We start from the raw sequence: 13,861 nt of genomic DNA, 5'->3' as shown, positions 1-13,861 counted from the left end.
TTGAACTGAGACTAGCCGGTCATTTGCAGACCGACCGGACGAAGACCTCTTCCCCGACCAGTGGCATATCGCCTTATTTCAGGCGAACCGCCGTGCCCGTGGCGAACACCACGACCATTCCGCCTTGCACCGATGGCATGCTGATCTCGAAGTCCACGCCCAGCACTGCATCGGCCTGCAACTGCCGTGCCCGAGACATCAGTTCTTCGGTGGCCTGCTCGCGCGCCAGCTTGAGCGCGCTTTCCAGGGTCTGCGAGCGCCCGCCGAAGAAGTCGCGAAAACGTGCGAAGAAATCGCGCACGAAGTTGATACCTTGCACCGACTCGGCGCTGACCACCCCGAGGTATTGCGCAACCGGGCGGCCTTCGAGCTGACTGGTGGTGGAGATGAGCATGGCGTGGCTCCTGCTGGACAAAGACCCGCATCCTAGCAGCAACCCGCTCTATTGTGCGGTCGTTGCGCGTAGCCGCCGGCCCAGATGCGGCCCGAACACATTGACCAGCAGCCCCGCCATCACCAGCAACGCGCCCCAGCCCTGCACTGCCGTCAGGCGCTCGCCGAGCAACCAGGCCGAAGAGCTCAGGCCAACCACAGGCACCAGCAGCGAGAACGGCGCCACCTTGCCCGCCGGGTGCCGTGACAACAATGTGCTCCACAGGCCGTAGCCGACCATGGTGGCGCCAAACGCCAGGTAGGCCAGGGACAGCACTGAAGGCATGCCGATATTGGCCAGCGCATGGCCGATGCGCTCAGGCCCCTCCAGCCAGAACGACAATGCCAGGAACGGCAGCGGCGGGATCAACCCGCCCCAGATCACCAGGGCCACCAGGTCCACCGCGCCGAAGCGCCGGGTAATGATGTTGCCCATGCCCCACATGGCGCCGCCGCACAGGGTCAGCAGCAGCGCGACCAGCGGCACATGGCTGCTGTCTTCGCTGCCGATCAGCGCCAGGCCGCTGGCCGCTATCAACAGCCCGAGCAGGCTGGCCAGGCGCAAACGCTCGCCGAGGAACAGCGCAGCGAAGCCCAGGGTGAAGAACGCCTGGGACTGCAGCACCAGCGAGGCTAGGCCCGGTGGCATGCCGCTGTACATGGCCTGGAACAGGAAAGCGAACTGGCCCAGGGAAATGGTCGCGCCGTAGGCGATCAGCCAACGCCAGGGCAGGTTCGGGCGCTTGACGAACAGTACGGCGGGAAACGCCACCAGCATGAAGCGCAAGGCACCGAGCAGCATCGGCGGCAGGCCATCCAGGCCGACCTTGATGACCACGAAGTTGACTCCCCACACCACGATCACCACCAGCGCGATCAGCAGGTCCTTGAGCGGCATTGCGGCATTCCTTCTACAAGCGTTCTAGACATATTTCGTTACAGCATAAGGGCAAAAGCGATCTCTGAACCGGTACAGCTGGGTGGCAGCGTTGCGCAACAGTCCGCGTGCTTTCGCTATGACAGGTCCGGCCTTTTCGTGGGCAAGCCCTACAGGTGCTGCGTTGAAGTTGAGAACGAGAGTGGGCTCGCCTGTGAAAGGCCAGCTCAATCCAGGAATTTGTTAATTGACCCTTCTTGTATATACATGCTCATATAACCGTGAGCCATCTGCCCTGCGTACCGCCGATGGTCGCCGCCCCATAACAACAAGCACGCGGAGCCCTTCTCATGTCCAGCAAGCCCGTGATCGAGCGGCGCTCGATCGATTACATCCCCGAAGCCGAACGCCATGGACGCGTCTACAGTCAGTTCACCCTTTGGCTCGGCGCCAATTTGCAGATCACCGCGATCGTCACCGGCGCCCTGGCCGTGGTGCTGGGCGGCGATGTGTTCTGGTCGCTGATCGGCCTTCTGCTGGGGCAGTTGGTCGGCGGTGCGGTCATGGCCCTGCACGCCGCGCAAGGCCCGCGCCTGGGTCTGCCGCAGATGATTTCCAGCCGTGTGCAATTCGGCGTCTATGGCGCAGCCATTCCCATGGTGCTGGTGTGCCTGATGTACCTGGGCTTCACCGCCACCGGCACGGTGCTGTCCGGCCAGGCCATCGGCCAATTGCTCAGTGTCAGCGACAGCGCTGGCATTCTGATCTTTGCCGGGGTGATCGTATTGGCGACCCTGGCAGGCTACCGGGTAATCCACTGGATCGGCCGGGTGGCCAGCGTGCTGGGCATCATCGCCTTCATCTACCTGTTCAGCCGCATCCTGATGCTCGCCGACATCGGCCAGTTGCTGGACAACCGTCACTTCAGTTGGGCTTCGTTCCTGCTCGCGGTCTCGCTGGCGGCGTCCTGGCAGATCGCCTTTGGCCCTTATGTGGCCGACTACTCGCGCTACCTGCCAAGCCACACCTCGCCGCTCAAGACGTTTCTCGCCGCAGGCCTGGGTTCGGTCCTTGGCGCCCAGGCCTCGATGATCCTCGGCGTGTTCGCCGCGGCCATCGCCGGTGGCCAGTTCTCCGGCCGTGAAGTGGCCTATATCGTCGGGCTCGGCGGCGCTGGCACCACCGCAGCGTTGCTGTACTTCTGCATCGCCTTTGGCAAGGTGACCATTTCCACGCTCAACAGCTACGGCAGCTTCATGTGCATCGCCACCATTATCAGCGGGTTCCGCGGGCACCTGCAGATCAGCCGTGTGCAACGCCTGGTGTTCGTCCTCGCCATCGTCGGCGCGGCCACCCTGGTGGCGCTGCTGGGCCAGCATTCGTTCCTCAGCGCGTTCAAGTCGTTCATCCTGTTCCTGCTGACCTTCTTCGTGCCCTGGAGTGCGGTGAACCTGGTGGACTACTACTTCATCACCCGCGAGCGCTACGACATCCCCGCCCTGGCCGACCCGAACGGCCGCTATGGCCGCTGGAACTGGCCGGGGATCGGCGTCTATACCCTCGGCGTGCTGGTGCAGATGCCGTTCATCGACACCAAGCTGTACACCGGCCCCATGGTCGCCCAACTGGGCGGTGTGGATGTGTCCTGGCTGATCGGGCTGGTGGTGCCGAGCGTGCTGTACTACTGGGTGGCGCGTCATCGCGCAGCCGAAGCGCCAGCGGCCATCGTGTTGCCTGAGGGGCGCTAGGCTGGGTGTCATTTTTCATTCACGCGGCTGTCGTAATCTGCTGACACCTTCATGTCACAGGATCAAGGCATGCCGCGCCTGCCCACCCTGCTGCTGTGCCTGCTCCCGCTGATGGCGATGGCCGAGCCCAGGGCGCTGCGCATCCATGGTTCGAACACCATCGGCGCGGCCCTGGCCCCTGCGTTGGTGCAGGGCCTGCTGCAGGCCCAGGGCGCGACCGCCATCACCCGCCAGCCTGGCGCGCAGCCCAACGAAACCGAGATCCATGCCCATGGCCACGACGGCCAGCCTATCCGCGTCGAGATCGCCGCCCATGGTTCGAGCACCGGGTTTTCCGACCTGGGCAGTGGCGATGCGGATATCGCCGCCGCCTCGCGCCCGGTCAGCGACGATGAAACCCAGCGGTTGCAAGGCCTGGGCGATCTGCGCAGCGCCGCCAGCGAGCAGGTCATCGGCCTGGATGGCGTCGCAGTGATCGTGCACCCCGGCAACCGCCTGCAACAACTGACCACCGAACAACTGGCCAGGGTATTCTCCGGGGAAATCCATCGCTGGGAGCAGTTGGGCGTGCCGGGCGGGCCGATACGCCTGTACAGTCGCGACGGCCGCTCAGGCACCTTCGAGACCTTCAAGGCACTGGTGCTGAGCCCCTTGCACCTCGAGTTGGCGCCCCAGGCGCAACGCTTCGAATCCGCCGACGCCTTGGCGGCGCAGGTGCTGGCCGACCCGCAGGCCATCGGCTTCAGTAGCCTGGCCACGACCCATGACGCCAAGGTGCTGGCGATTGCCGAAGGCGACGCCGCCGCGATGCTGCCGACCCCGGCCCGGGTGGCCAGCGAAGACTACCCACTGTCGCGCCGTCTGTATTTCTATCTACCAGCCACGCCTACCGCCCAGGCCCTGGCCTTGGCCGAGTTCGCCCAGAGCCCGGCGGGGCAAGCCATCGTCGCAGCCCAGGGCTTCGTGTCCCAGCAGGTCAAGGCCCTGGCGGTCCCCGATCAACCCGACATGCCGCCGGCCTACCGGGTTCTGGCTGGGCAAGCCCAGCGCCTGAACGTCAACTTTCGCTTCCGTCAAGGCAGCGCCAGCCTGGACACCAAGGCCCTGCGTGATGTGCAACGGGTGGCGCAATACCTGCGCCAGACCGGAAAGCTGAACGACAGAGCCGTGCTGGTAGGCTTCGGCGACACCAAGGCAACCCCAGGTCGCGCTGCCCTGCTCTCGCGCCTGCGGGCCATGGCGGTGCGCCGCGAATTGGCGCGCCATGGCGTGGAGGCCCGGGAAGTGACCGGCATGGGTGATGAGTTGCCGGTCGCAGGTAACGAACTGCAGCAGGGGCGTTTGCGTAACCAGCGCGTCGAGGTGTGGGTCTACTGAGGCTGGCTCAAGGCGGCGCGGAACCGGCGGGTGCTGGCCACCGCCAGGCCCAGCCCGGACAATGCGACGACTCCCCCTACCCAACCGATATTCGCCACTCCCAGCTGGCTGCTGACGACACTTCCCAACAACGCCCCACCGCCAATACCGATGTTGTAGATACCTGAGAACAGCGCCATCGCCACATCGGTGGCATCGGACGCCAGCTTCAGCGTCTTGGACTGCAACGACAGGCTGAAACTGAGGATCGCCACGCCCCAGAACATACTGAGCACGGCGAACATCGGGAACTGCCCCGACAGCGGCAGGAGCAACAGCAGGGATGCCGCCAGCGCGCCGATGGAGCCCACCAGGAAACCATGGGGGAAGCGCTCGCTGTAGCGGCTGAACAGCAGCGAGCCGAACACCCCGGCCCCGCCGAACAGCAGCAACAGCAGGGTGGTGCGTTCGCCGCCGATCTGCGCCACGTGCAAGGCAAATGGCTCGATATAGCTGTAGGCCGTGAACTGCGCGGTGATAACCAGCGTCACCAGCACATAGGTAATCACCAACGCCGGGCGCCCGAACAGCACCGGCAGGCTGCGCAGGGAACCGGAGTTCTGGCTGGGCAACAGCGGCAGGGACTTCATCAGGCAGAGCATGGTCACCAGCGCCACCCCAGCGATGCTAAGGAAGGTGACGCGCCAGCCCAGGGCCTCGCCCACCACACGCCCCAGCGGAATTCCCAGGACCATCGCCAGTGTGGTACCGGTCGCCAGCAGGCCCAGGGCCTTGGCCTGCTTGCCGGCCGGCGCCACACGCACCGCCAGCGACGCGGTGATGGCCCAGAACACCGCGTGGGACAAGGCAATGCCGATGCGACTGAGCAGCAACATGGCAAAACTTTGCGACAGCCACGACAACAGGTGGCTGACAATGAACACCAGAAACACGAACATCAGCAACCGACGCCGCTCGACGTTGCGGGTGAGCAGCATCATTGGCAGCGACGCCAGGGCCACCACCCAGGCATAGATGGTCAGCATCAAGCCGACCTGCGCGGTGCTCATGTCGAAACTACGGCCGATGTCGCTCAGCAGGGCCACCGGAACGAACTCGGTTGTGTTGAAGATGAAGGCCGCCAGAGCCAGCGCGATTACGCTCAACCAGCTGCCACCTTGCACGGGGGCAGGCATTGTTGGGGAAATGGGTCCGTTCATGGATACAGGTACAGCTCCGCAGGCATGGCAACACCGCGCGCACCGCTGGCCACGGGCGCGGCAGCGGGTGCACGGTGTTCTTATTGGAAGGCATACCCGGCATGGTACGCGCCAAGGACGGGCCTCACAACCGCGAAGCTGAACAGGCCGCCCTGACGCTGGACAGCCAAGCCGCGAAAATGCCACTGTCCGCTTTTCCACCCTATGGTTTCGCCATGCAGCTGACTCGCCACCTCGACGCCAATGCCACGCTCTGCTCGCTGGTCCGGTCCCTGGCCCCGCGTCCGGGCTTCGTCCCCACCCACCTGCCGCAAGTAAAGGTCATGTCGTGGAACCACTACGTGGCCAGCAGCCCTCAGCTCTACGAACCGAGCCTGATCATCCTGGCCCAGGGCAGCAAGCTCGCGCGGCTGGGCCCACGCACCTTCGAGTATGGTGCCGGCCACTACCTGGTGCAGGCGCTGTCAGTGCCGTTCATGTGCGAGACCTTCGCCACCGACGAAATACCGCTGCTGGGCGTGTCGGTGGATATCGACCGCGTCATGCTCGGTGAGTTGGTACAGAACATGGCATTGCCGCCCGATGCGACCGTTCAGGCGCAGACTCCGCAGTCGATGAGCTCTGCCCCGCTGGATGCCTCGATGCGCGAGGCCGTCGAACGCCTGCTGCGTTGCCTGCTGGATCCGGTGGAAGCCAAGGTGCTGGGCCCTGCGCGCATACGCGAGGTGCTGTACGCCGCCCTGCGTGGCTCGCAGGCGGGGGTGTTGCGCGCGCTGGTCGAGCAGCAGGGCCATTTTGCCCGCATCGCTGCCGTGCTGACCTACCTGCGCGAGCACTATGCCGAACCGCTGAGCGTCGAGGCCCTGGCCAGCATGGCCAACATGAGCGTGTCGACCTTCCACGATCACTTCAAGCGCAGCACTGACCTTGCGCCCATGCAGTACCTCAAGCGCCTGCGCCTGCTCAGGGCGCAGCAGTTGCTGACTCGCGAAGGTCTGGGCGTGGCCCAGGTGGCGCACCGCGTGGGCTACCAGAGCACCTCGCAGTTCAGCCGCGAGTACAAGCGCCAGTTCGCCCGCAGCCCAGGCGAAGAGCTCAGCTACCAGGGCCAGCCAGCCTGAACCCTACTGGCGCTCGACCATCGCGACGATCGTCGCGCGCAGCTCGTCCTTGGCCTCCTGCGGCGTCAGCTCTCCCAGCGCTGCGGCCTGCGACAGGCACTCTACCGCGCCCATCAGCAGGCGCAGCCCCGCCACGCTGATGGTACCGCTGGCAGAGAACGGTCGCAGGGCTTCCCGGCACTTGGCCAGGAACACGTCTTCATAGGCGCGCTTGAGCGCCTCCATTTCGGGCGAGCCTTCCAGCGCCGCCGTCAGGCCGGGCAACTCGCGCCCCTGGGTCATCACGCAATCGACATACGCCTCGGCGATCACTCCGGCACGGCTGTCCAGGGTGGCCTGGCAGGTCGCCAGGGCAGTTTCGAGCATGGCGGTCTGGCGGGTGTCGTACTCGCCATACAAGGCTGCCAGCAGGCCAAGGCGGGTTTCGAAATGGTCATACACGACTGGCTTGGTCACGCCCGCCTGCTCGGCCAGACGCCCCAGGCTCAGGGCATCGCTGCCCTCTTGGCGCAACAGTTGCCAGGCCACGTCGAGCAACTGTCGACGGCGGTCCTCACGTGACATCCGCTTGCGCGGGAACTTTTCCATGCTTGACATCGATAACCTACCAAAAGTAACTTACTAATCGTAACTTACCTCGAGTATATAACGCTCGTGGTCGTCATGCACAGACTTGCGGAGAAGCACCATGCATGCCCTGATCGTCGTCGCCCATCACGACAAGCAATCCCTCACCCAGGCCCTTGCCCAGCAGGTGGCCAAGGGCCTGGCCAGCGCCGGGCACACCAGCGAAATCGCCGACCTGCTCGCAGAAGGCTTCGACCCGGTGTTCTGCAAGGCCGACCACGCCGTGCATCACGGCTTGGCCACACCGCCGCCGGATGTACGCGCCGAGCAGGCTCGCATCGACCGCGCCGATACCCTGGTGCTGGTCTATCCGGTCTACTGGTGGTCGATGCCTGCGCTGCTAAAGGGCTGGGTGGATCGGGTGTTCAGCAATGGCTGGGCGTTCGGCTACAACGCTGACGGATCCACCCGCAAGCTGCTGAGTCGTATGAAGGTGCACCTGCTGGCAGTCGCCGGCGCCGACACCGGCCTGTTCCAACGTCACGGCTACGGTGAAGCGATGCGCATTCAGATCGAGCACGGCATGTTCGACTACTGCGGCGCCCAGGTGCTCAGCTCGACCCTGCTGACGGACAGCGAAACGCAAGACCCGAAGATTCACCTGCAAACCGCACGAGCACTGGGTGAGCAGCTGTTCGCCGAGGTCAGTCCGCCAACGACCACTCGGCCAGCGGCCAGTAGCTCCCCTTACGCGACTCATACAGCGTGAACTGACGGGCATTGAGAAAGAATTCCGGTGCCACGCTGGCCTCAGGAGGCTGGCCGCGGAAATCCCGTGACAGCGTCAAGTGCGGCCGATATTCACGGCTTGGCCCGGCAAGTCCCAGGGGCAATGTTGCCTGCTCCAGGGCATAGACCAGCTGGCGCAGCGCGGCGGGCGTGTCCCTGGCGCCCAGTACCAGTGCACCCGCCTTCGGCCACACCTGCAACTGGTCGAGCAGCAGACGCAGCGGTGCGCCGGGTCGCTTGATCTGTGCGACGGCGGCGCACAGTGCGGGCACCTGGGCGGAGTCGACATCGCCGAGAAACAGCAAGGTCACATGGAAGTTTTCCGCTGGCACCGGCTTGCCGCTGCGCAGGCTCAAGCCGCGCCGCCATTGAGCGACGGCTCGGCGCTGCGGCTCGCCCATCGACAGGGCGAAGAACAACCGCTTGAAAGGGGCGCCGCTGGGGCGTACGTCCTGGGGCATGGCATCTCCTTGGCGGATTAAACGTTTGCGCCACCGCTCGCACGCAACGTAACAATGTGTTCAAAGCGCGGCGATGATTGTTTATGCTGGCGAGCTCAGGCCATGGCGCATGGCCATTTCGACAAGTATCCGTCCATGAAAATTGCACTCGTACTGATCTTCGCTCTCTCGATCGCCTATGTTCACCTGCGCGGTCGGGTGCGCCACAAACTTACGCGCCAACTGGGCGACCACTCCAGCTTCCTGGCTCCGGTCAACAGCTTTCTCTACCTGTTCTCTCGCCACCCGGCCAAGCCTTACCTGCCGGTCGAGGCATTCCCCGAGCTGCAGCCGCTCAAGGACAACTGGCAGGAGATTCGCGAAGAGGCGCAGCAACTGCTGCATGCGGGCGAAATCAAGAAGTCCGACAATTATGACGATGTGGGCTTCAATTCGTTCTTCAAGACCGGCTGGAAGCGCTTCTACCTGAAGTGGTACGGCGAAAGCCACCCCTCGGCGATGACCCTGTGCCCGCGTACCACCGCGCTGCTGCAACAGATCGGCACCGTCAAGGCGGCCATGTTCGCCACCCTGCCGCCGGGCGCCAAGCTGGTGCGTCATCGCGACCCCTATGCCGGCTCCTACCGCTACCACTTGGGCCTGGACACGCCCAACGACGACGGCTGCTACATCGATGTGGACGGCGAGAAGTACTCCTGGCGCGATGGCGAGGCCGTGGTATTCGACGAAACCTATATCCACTACGCCGCCAATACCACCGATCACAACCGCATCATCCTGTTCTGCGACATCGAGCGGCCGCTGAAGTACCGCTGGGCCACTGCCTTCAACCGCTGGTTCAGCCGCAACGTGATGGCCGCCGCCGCAGCGCCGAACGATGCCAATGACAAGACCGGCGGCATCAACCGCCTGTTCACCCGCATCTACAAGATCCGCGAGCGCGGCAAGGCGATGAAGAAGCGCAACCGCACCCGCTACTACCTGGAGAAGTGGGCCGTGGTGGCTGCGCTGGTGCTGGTGTTCATCTACATCTGAGTTTTCCCCCTGAAACGCAATCGGCCAGCCTCTTCGCTGGTCGATTGCGTTTCAGGGGCGTGCCATGCCGAGGTGCGCCGCACCTGTCATTTTTGTCAGTTGTGGCGTTTTGCACCACGGCCTAGCTTACGAGGGCTATCGCGGTAAGCGGCCTACGCTTGCCGATCTCTCGCCAAAGGAGCTAAGCCATGAGCGCTACCTTCGACACTGAAAAAATGCAGATTGCCCTTTCCCAAGGGCTTGTAACGGGCACCTTCCAACCGGCACTGCATGACCACCATGAGACGCTGAACGTCAGCAACGCACTGCTCGAAAAACGTGATAACGAATATTGGCTGCACGGTTATGAATTCCTGCAGGTATCGCCCGAGATAAAGGCACAGGGCGTGCGCTTTCACCTCAACGGTGAAGGTGCAGTGACCGAGGCACAGGTTCTACTGAATGACTGGTTTCACAATGCTGAAATAGAGCAGCTTCAACGGATTATCTGGGAGCCTGAGCAGTTGAGGGTGCAAATCCTCTTCAACCTGTCGTTCGAGATCGGGAGCAAGAAATACACCCTGCGCGACGGGCGCATCGACCTGAGCTCTTCGAGCCTGCTGCTCACCGATATGTGATCGCAATCCAAGCCTGTCCGTTGTGCTGCAGGAGCCTCAGATTCGTGTAGCCTGGGCGTTCCTGTTACCAACCTGACCAGGTGAAGACAATGAGCATGATGGACTGGGACGCCTACCGTAAGCAGTTGATGGCCGGTATCGGCGACCTCAAGCACCTCTCTCCCGATACCGTTGCTGGCTACGCAACCGCCAGCGGCGCCGGCGCCAAGACCAACCACCTCGACGCCAAGACCCGCGAGCTGATTTCCCTGGCCGTGGCTGTTACCACCCGTTGCGACGGTTGCATCGCCGTGCACTCCAAGCAAGCCGTCAAGCACGGTGCCAGCCGCGAGGAAATCGCCGAGGCGCTGGGGGTGGCGATTGCGGTGAACGCCGGTGCAGCGCTGGTGTATTCGGCTCGGGTGCTGGATGCCGTGGGCAAGCCCGACGCGTGAATGCCCAGGCGCCGCCAGCCTTGCACGGCGGCGGCGCAACACCCAGACTGGACGGCCCGACCCGTGCAGGAACCCACATGATCCACATCCGCCCCATGGCCTCAGAGGACTTCGAGCGCTTCTGGCCTACCTTCCAGGCCATCGTCCAGGCCCGCGAAACCTACGCCTATGCCCCCGACCTGGATATCCAGCAAGCGCGCCAGCTATGGCTGGAGCTGCCCCTGCACACACTGGTGGCCGAGCAAGACGGCGAACTGCTCGGCAGCTACTACCTCAAGGCCAACGCTGCCGGCCCCGGTGCCCATGTCGGCAATTGCGGCTACATGGTCAGCGAGGCCGCACGCGGGCGTGGCGTGGCGCGGCTGATGTGCGAGCACTCGCAAAAACTGGCGCGCCAGGAAGGCTTCCTGGCCTTGCAGTTCAACTCGGTGGTGGCCAGCAACGAAGCGGCGGTGGCGCTGTGGAGCAAGCTCGGCTTCGAAACGGTCGGGCGCCTGCCCAAGGCCTACCGCCATGCCCGGCTGGGGCTGGTGGACTGCCTGGTGATGTACAAGTGGCTGGCCGATGAACCGGTGGTGGAGAAACCGGCACTGTTGATCGGGCGCAAGAACATCGAGGCGCGGGTGTCGCGTCGGCGCGGGCGATAGATAAGCCTCTACGCGACCCTCCCGCCTTTTCCTGCCTGCCTGAACGGTTGACTACCCACCTGTTCGATGGTCATATGCGCGCCAGTTTCAGGTGTCCTGCGCCGCCGTGCGCAGGGTGAAACGGGAAGCCGGTGCGTCCTTCATGACCAGTCCGGCGCTGCCCCCGCAACGGTAAGCGAGCGAACCCTTCGACAGACCACTGTGCACACGCATGGGAAGGTGAAGGTTTCACGACCCTCGCAAGCCCGGAGACCGGCCTGAAGCCTTTGTTGGCAAACCCGCGGTGGGCGGGCTCAGGCCGGTGTTCGCGTGCGCGCCTGCGCGCGTGGTTGCTCGTCTTTGCGTTGTTTCCACCGGGATCCATTCCGTCCTGCAACAGTGGAACGACATGTCCCGTACCTACAAGCTCCATGCCCTGGCGTCGTGCCTCGCCGTCTCGTTACCGGCCCTGGCCGAAGATGCCGGCAAGGGCATCCTGGCCCTGCCCTCGACCGCCATCACCGATACCCTCGACGAACAGAAGGTCGACCTGGCCAGCCCGACCCTTGCCGGCTCGCGGCTGAACCTCAGCGCCCTGGAAACCCCAGCCAGCACCAGCAGCATCACTGCCGAGCAAATCCGCCAGCGCAACAACGCTACCGTGCAGGACGCGGTGACCCGCTCGCCGGGGATCACCTCCATCGGTACCCCCGGCAACGGCAACACCGCCCTCTCCGCCCGGGGTTTCACCGGCCATAGCTCGGTGATGACCCTGTTCGACGGTTCGCGCCTGTACACCGGCGCCGGCACCCAGACCTTTCCGGTCGACCCGTGGATGGTCGAGCGCATCGACGTGATCCGCGGCCCGGCCTCGGTGCTCTACGGCGAGGGCGCCACCGGCGCGGTCATCAACGTGATTCCGAAAAAGCCGTTCAGCGGCGAGATCCGCAACCACGTGCGCCTGGGCTATGGCTCCTGGGACCGCCAGCAACTGGGCCTGGACAGCGGCGGCAGCCTGAGCGAGCGCCTGAGCTATCGCGTGACCGTCAACCAGCAGGAGGCCAACGGCTGGGTCGACCGCACCGACTCACGCAGCCTGGCAATCAGCGCCGCGCTGCGCTTCGACGCCACCGACGACCTGAGCTTTACCCTCGCCCACGAGCGCGGTGACCTGGAGCCGGCCAACTCCTTCGGCACGCCGCTGATCAACGGCCACTACCGCGACAGCCTGCGCAAGAAGAACTACAACATCCACAACGACGTGCAGCGCTACCACGACGAATGGACCCGCCTGACCACCGACTGGACCCTGAGCGACAGCCTCAGCGCCAGCAACCAGCTGTACTACATCAAGAGCCGCCGCCACTGGCGCAACGCCGAGGACTACAACTGGGACCCGAGCCGCGAGCAACTGGCGCGGGAAAGCTTTCTGGAGATCAAGCACAACCAGGAACAGATCGGCGACCGCCAGAGCTTTACCTTCGATCACGCGCTGTTCGGCCTGGCCAGCAGGAGCGTGGTGGGTGCCGAGTACAACAAGATCCGCTTCAACGTCGACAGCAACTCGCCCTACGTCGATGTCGGCGGCGACTACATCGACCCGTGGAGCCCCGCCCCAGGCGGGTTCCAGAGCCAGTCGCTGCTGCGTCCGCAGACCCTCTCCACCACCCACACCTTCGCGCTGTTCGCGGAGAACCGCACGCAGCTGACCGAGCGCCTGTCGCTGGTCACCGGCGTTCGCCGCGACCAGAACCATATCGACCGTGACAACCTGGTCAACGGCAGCCGCATCGACCGCAGCCTGCAAGGCGGCAACTGGCGCGCAGGACTGGTGTTCGCGGTTACCGACGACCTGTCGTTGTACGGCCAGTACTCCACCAGCGAGGACGGGGTGAACAACCTCATCAGCCTGAGCCCGGCGCAGATCAACTACGACCTGACCGAATCCAGGCAGACCGAGCTGGGCCTCAAGCAGCGCTTCTGGGAGGGACGCGGGGAATGGACCCTGGCGGCGTACCACATCGTCAAGAAGAAGCTGCTTGTCTACGACCCAGTCTCCAACACTCAGCAACAGGCTGGCCAGCAGACCTCCGAAGGCCTGGAAGCCACGCTGGAACTGGCCATGGGCAACCAGTGGCAGCTGTCGGCGAACGCTGCCCTGGTGCGCGCCAAGTACGACGACTTCGAGGAAAACACCTCGGCAGGGGTGGCCGACCGCGCCGGCAACCGCCCGGCCAACGTGCCACGGCGCACCGCCAACCTGTGGCTGAGCAAAGGCTTCGGCCAGGCCATCGAGGCAGGCCTGGGCCTGCGCTACGTCGACGAGCGCTACGCCAACACCGCCAACAGCCAGGGCGTGCCCGGCTACACCGTGGTCGATGCCAACCTGGGTTGGCAGGCGCTGCCTGATGTACGCCTGGGCTTGCAGTTGAACAACCTGTTCAACCGCGACCATGTGGTGGCCGCACACAGCGCCGAGCAGTGGTTGCTGGGGGCGCCGCGGTCCTATGTCGCGACGTTGGACTATAGCTTCTAGGGAGGCAGGCCAAAGCCGCCCGCCAAGGATGCATTGACTGAC

At 64.4% G+C, this 13,861-nt stretch carries 14 protein-coding genes and 1 riboswitch; of the genes, 9 read left to right on the top strand and 5 right to left on the bottom strand.

Translation table 11 applies throughout. The annotated features are described in order from the left end of the window. Positions 1-73: 73 nt before the first annotated feature. Together RAC97_RS15565 and RAC97_RS15560 are read right to left on the bottom strand one after the other, a co-directional pair. The gene (locus tag RAC97_RS15565; protein WP_375099372.1) at positions 74-394 is read right to left on the bottom strand and encodes a YbjQ family protein; all 321 of its coding nucleotides are present in this window, start codon (positions 392-394) and stop codon (positions 74-76) included. Positions 395-442: 48 nt separating this feature from the next. Beyond that, entirely contained in the window at positions 443-1,330 is an 888-nt protein-coding gene (locus RAC97_RS15560) for an EamA family transporter (RefSeq protein ID WP_375099371.1), read from the bottom strand. A 329-nt stretch (positions 1,331-1,659) separates the two neighbouring features. Between RAC97_RS15560 and RAC97_RS15555 the strand changes: the two genes are divergently transcribed. Both RAC97_RS15555 and RAC97_RS15550 read left to right on the top strand, forming a co-directional pair. Further along, entirely contained in the window at positions 1,660-3,057 is a 1,398-nt protein-coding gene (locus tag RAC97_RS15555) for a purine-cytosine permease family protein (protein WP_375099370.1), read from the top strand. Positions 3,058-3,126: 69 nt separating this feature from the next. Beyond that, positions 3,127-4,434 (top strand): substrate-binding domain-containing protein, encoded by a 1,308-nt coding sequence (locus RAC97_RS15550; protein ID WP_375099369.1) that lies wholly within the window; start codon positions 3,127-3,129, stop codon positions 4,432-4,434. On the opposite strand, the gene RAC97_RS15545 is transcribed toward RAC97_RS15550, so the two are convergent. Beyond that, a complete protein-coding gene (locus RAC97_RS15545) occupies positions 4,428-5,633 on the bottom strand; it encodes a sugar transporter (protein ID WP_375099368.1) in 1,206 nt (401 codons plus the stop codon). The genes RAC97_RS15550 and RAC97_RS15545 overlap by 7 nt on opposite strands. 215 nt (positions 5,634-5,848) lie before the next feature. Here RAC97_RS15545 and RAC97_RS15540 point away from each other — a divergent pair, with 215 nt between their 5' ends. Further along, positions 5,849-6,754, top strand: coding sequence for an AraC family transcriptional regulator N-terminal domain-containing protein (locus tag RAC97_RS15540; RefSeq protein ID WP_375099398.1), 906 nt, complete (start codon positions 5,849-5,851; stop codon positions 6,752-6,754). A 3-nt stretch (positions 6,755-6,757) separates the two neighbouring features. On the opposite strand, the gene RAC97_RS15535 is transcribed toward RAC97_RS15540, so the two are convergent. Next, entirely contained in the window at positions 6,758-7,351 is a 594-nt protein-coding gene (locus RAC97_RS15535; protein WP_375099367.1) for a TetR/AcrR family transcriptional regulator, read from the bottom strand. A gap of 91 nt (positions 7,352-7,442) precedes the next feature. Here RAC97_RS15535 and RAC97_RS15530 point away from each other — a divergent pair, with 91 nt between their 5' ends. Then, positions 7,443-8,090: an NAD(P)H-dependent oxidoreductase gene (locus RAC97_RS15530; RefSeq protein WP_375099366.1), complete on the top strand. Its 648-nt coding sequence runs from the start codon at positions 7,443-7,445 to the stop codon at positions 8,088-8,090. Here the strand turns inward: RAC97_RS15530 and thpR are convergent. Further along, entirely contained in the window at positions 8,026-8,571 is a 546-nt protein-coding gene (thpR, locus tag RAC97_RS15525) for an RNA 2',3'-cyclic phosphodiesterase (RefSeq protein ID WP_375099365.1), read from the bottom strand. The two genes, RAC97_RS15530 and thpR, sit on opposite strands and share 65 nt — an antisense overlap. 135 nt (positions 8,572-8,706) lie before the next feature. On the opposite strand from thpR, the gene lpxO reads away from it, so the two are divergent. The 5 genes from lpxO (at position 8,707) to RAC97_RS15500 (ending at position 13,819) form a co-directional block, all read left to right on the top strand. After that, complete coding sequence (lpxO, locus tag RAC97_RS15520) at positions 8,707-9,606, top strand: lipid A hydroxylase LpxO (protein WP_375099364.1); 900 nt, start codon at positions 8,707-8,709, stop codon at positions 9,604-9,606. A 188-nt stretch (positions 9,607-9,794) separates the two neighbouring features. Further along, positions 9,795-10,223 carry a hypothetical protein gene (locus tag RAC97_RS15515; RefSeq protein ID WP_375099363.1) on the top strand — a complete coding sequence of 143 codons (429 nt, stop codon included), beginning with the start codon at positions 9,795-9,797 and terminating at the stop codon, positions 10,221-10,223. Between the two features lie 89 nt (positions 10,224-10,312). Further along, positions 10,313-10,657 carry a carboxymuconolactone decarboxylase family protein gene (locus RAC97_RS15510; RefSeq protein ID WP_375099362.1) on the top strand — a complete coding sequence of 115 codons (345 nt, stop codon included), beginning with the start codon at positions 10,313-10,315 and terminating at the stop codon, positions 10,655-10,657. Between the two features lie 77 nt (positions 10,658-10,734). After that, positions 10,735-11,304 (top strand): GNAT family N-acetyltransferase, encoded by a 570-nt coding sequence (locus RAC97_RS15505; RefSeq protein ID WP_375099361.1) that lies wholly within the window; start codon positions 10,735-10,737, stop codon positions 11,302-11,304. A gap of 72 nt (positions 11,305-11,376) precedes the next feature. Further along, positions 11,377-11,580: riboswitch (cobalamin riboswitch) on the top strand. Between the two features lie 112 nt (positions 11,581-11,692). Next, positions 11,693-13,819 carry a TonB-dependent receptor gene (locus RAC97_RS15500; protein ID WP_375099360.1) on the top strand — a complete coding sequence of 709 codons (2,127 nt, stop codon included), beginning with the start codon at positions 11,693-11,695 and terminating at the stop codon, positions 13,817-13,819. Positions 13,820-13,861: the final 42 nt, after the last annotated feature.

Source organism: Pseudomonas sp. LS_2 (genome assembly GCF_042709235.1).
Taxonomy (GTDB): Bacteria; Pseudomonadota; Gammaproteobacteria; order Pseudomonadales; family Pseudomonadaceae; genus Aquipseudomonas.
The sequence above is the reverse complement of the archived record's forward strand: the minus strand, read 5'-3'. Positions and strand labels throughout refer to the sequence as shown.

Bases quoted from the DNA above. Each gene is read 5' to 3' on its own strand.
- RAC97_RS15565 (WP_375099372.1), bottom strand. From the start codon at position 394: ATGCTCATCTCCACCACCAGTCAGCTCGAAGGCCGCCCGGTTGCGCAA.
- RAC97_RS15560 (WP_375099371.1), bottom strand. From the start codon at position 1,330: ATGCCGCTCAAGGACCTGCTGATCGCGCTGGTGGTGATCGTGGTGTGG.
- RAC97_RS15555 (WP_375099370.1), top strand. From the start codon at position 1,660: ATGTCCAGCAAGCCCGTGATCGAGCGGCGCTCGATCGATTACATCCCC.
- RAC97_RS15550 (WP_375099369.1), top strand. From the start codon at position 3,127: ATGCCGCGCCTGCCCACCCTGCTGCTGTGCCTGCTCCCGCTGATGGCG.
- RAC97_RS15545 (WP_375099368.1), bottom strand. From the start codon at position 5,633: ATGAACGGACCCATTTCCCCAACAATGCCTGCCCCCGTGCAAGGTGGC.
- RAC97_RS15540 (WP_375099398.1), top strand. From the start codon at position 5,849: ATGCAGCTGACTCGCCACCTCGACGCCAATGCCACGCTCTGCTCGCTG.
- RAC97_RS15535 (WP_375099367.1), bottom strand. From the start codon at position 7,351: ATGTCAAGCATGGAAAAGTTCCCGCGCAAGCGGATGTCACGTGAGGAC.
- RAC97_RS15530 (WP_375099366.1), top strand. From the start codon at position 7,443: ATGCATGCCCTGATCGTCGTCGCCCATCACGACAAGCAATCCCTCACC.
- thpR (WP_375099365.1), bottom strand. From the start codon at position 8,571: ATGCCCCAGGACGTACGCCCCAGCGGCGCCCCTTTCAAGCGGTTGTTC.
- lpxO (WP_375099364.1), top strand. From the start codon at position 8,707: ATGAAAATTGCACTCGTACTGATCTTCGCTCTCTCGATCGCCTATGTT.
- RAC97_RS15515 (WP_375099363.1), top strand. From the start codon at position 9,795: ATGAGCGCTACCTTCGACACTGAAAAAATGCAGATTGCCCTTTCCCAA.
- RAC97_RS15510 (WP_375099362.1), top strand. From the start codon at position 10,313: ATGAGCATGATGGACTGGGACGCCTACCGTAAGCAGTTGATGGCCGGT.
- RAC97_RS15505 (WP_375099361.1), top strand. From the start codon at position 10,735: ATGATCCACATCCGCCCCATGGCCTCAGAGGACTTCGAGCGCTTCTGG.
- RAC97_RS15500 (WP_375099360.1), top strand. From the start codon at position 11,693: ATGTCCCGTACCTACAAGCTCCATGCCCTGGCGTCGTGCCTCGCCGTC.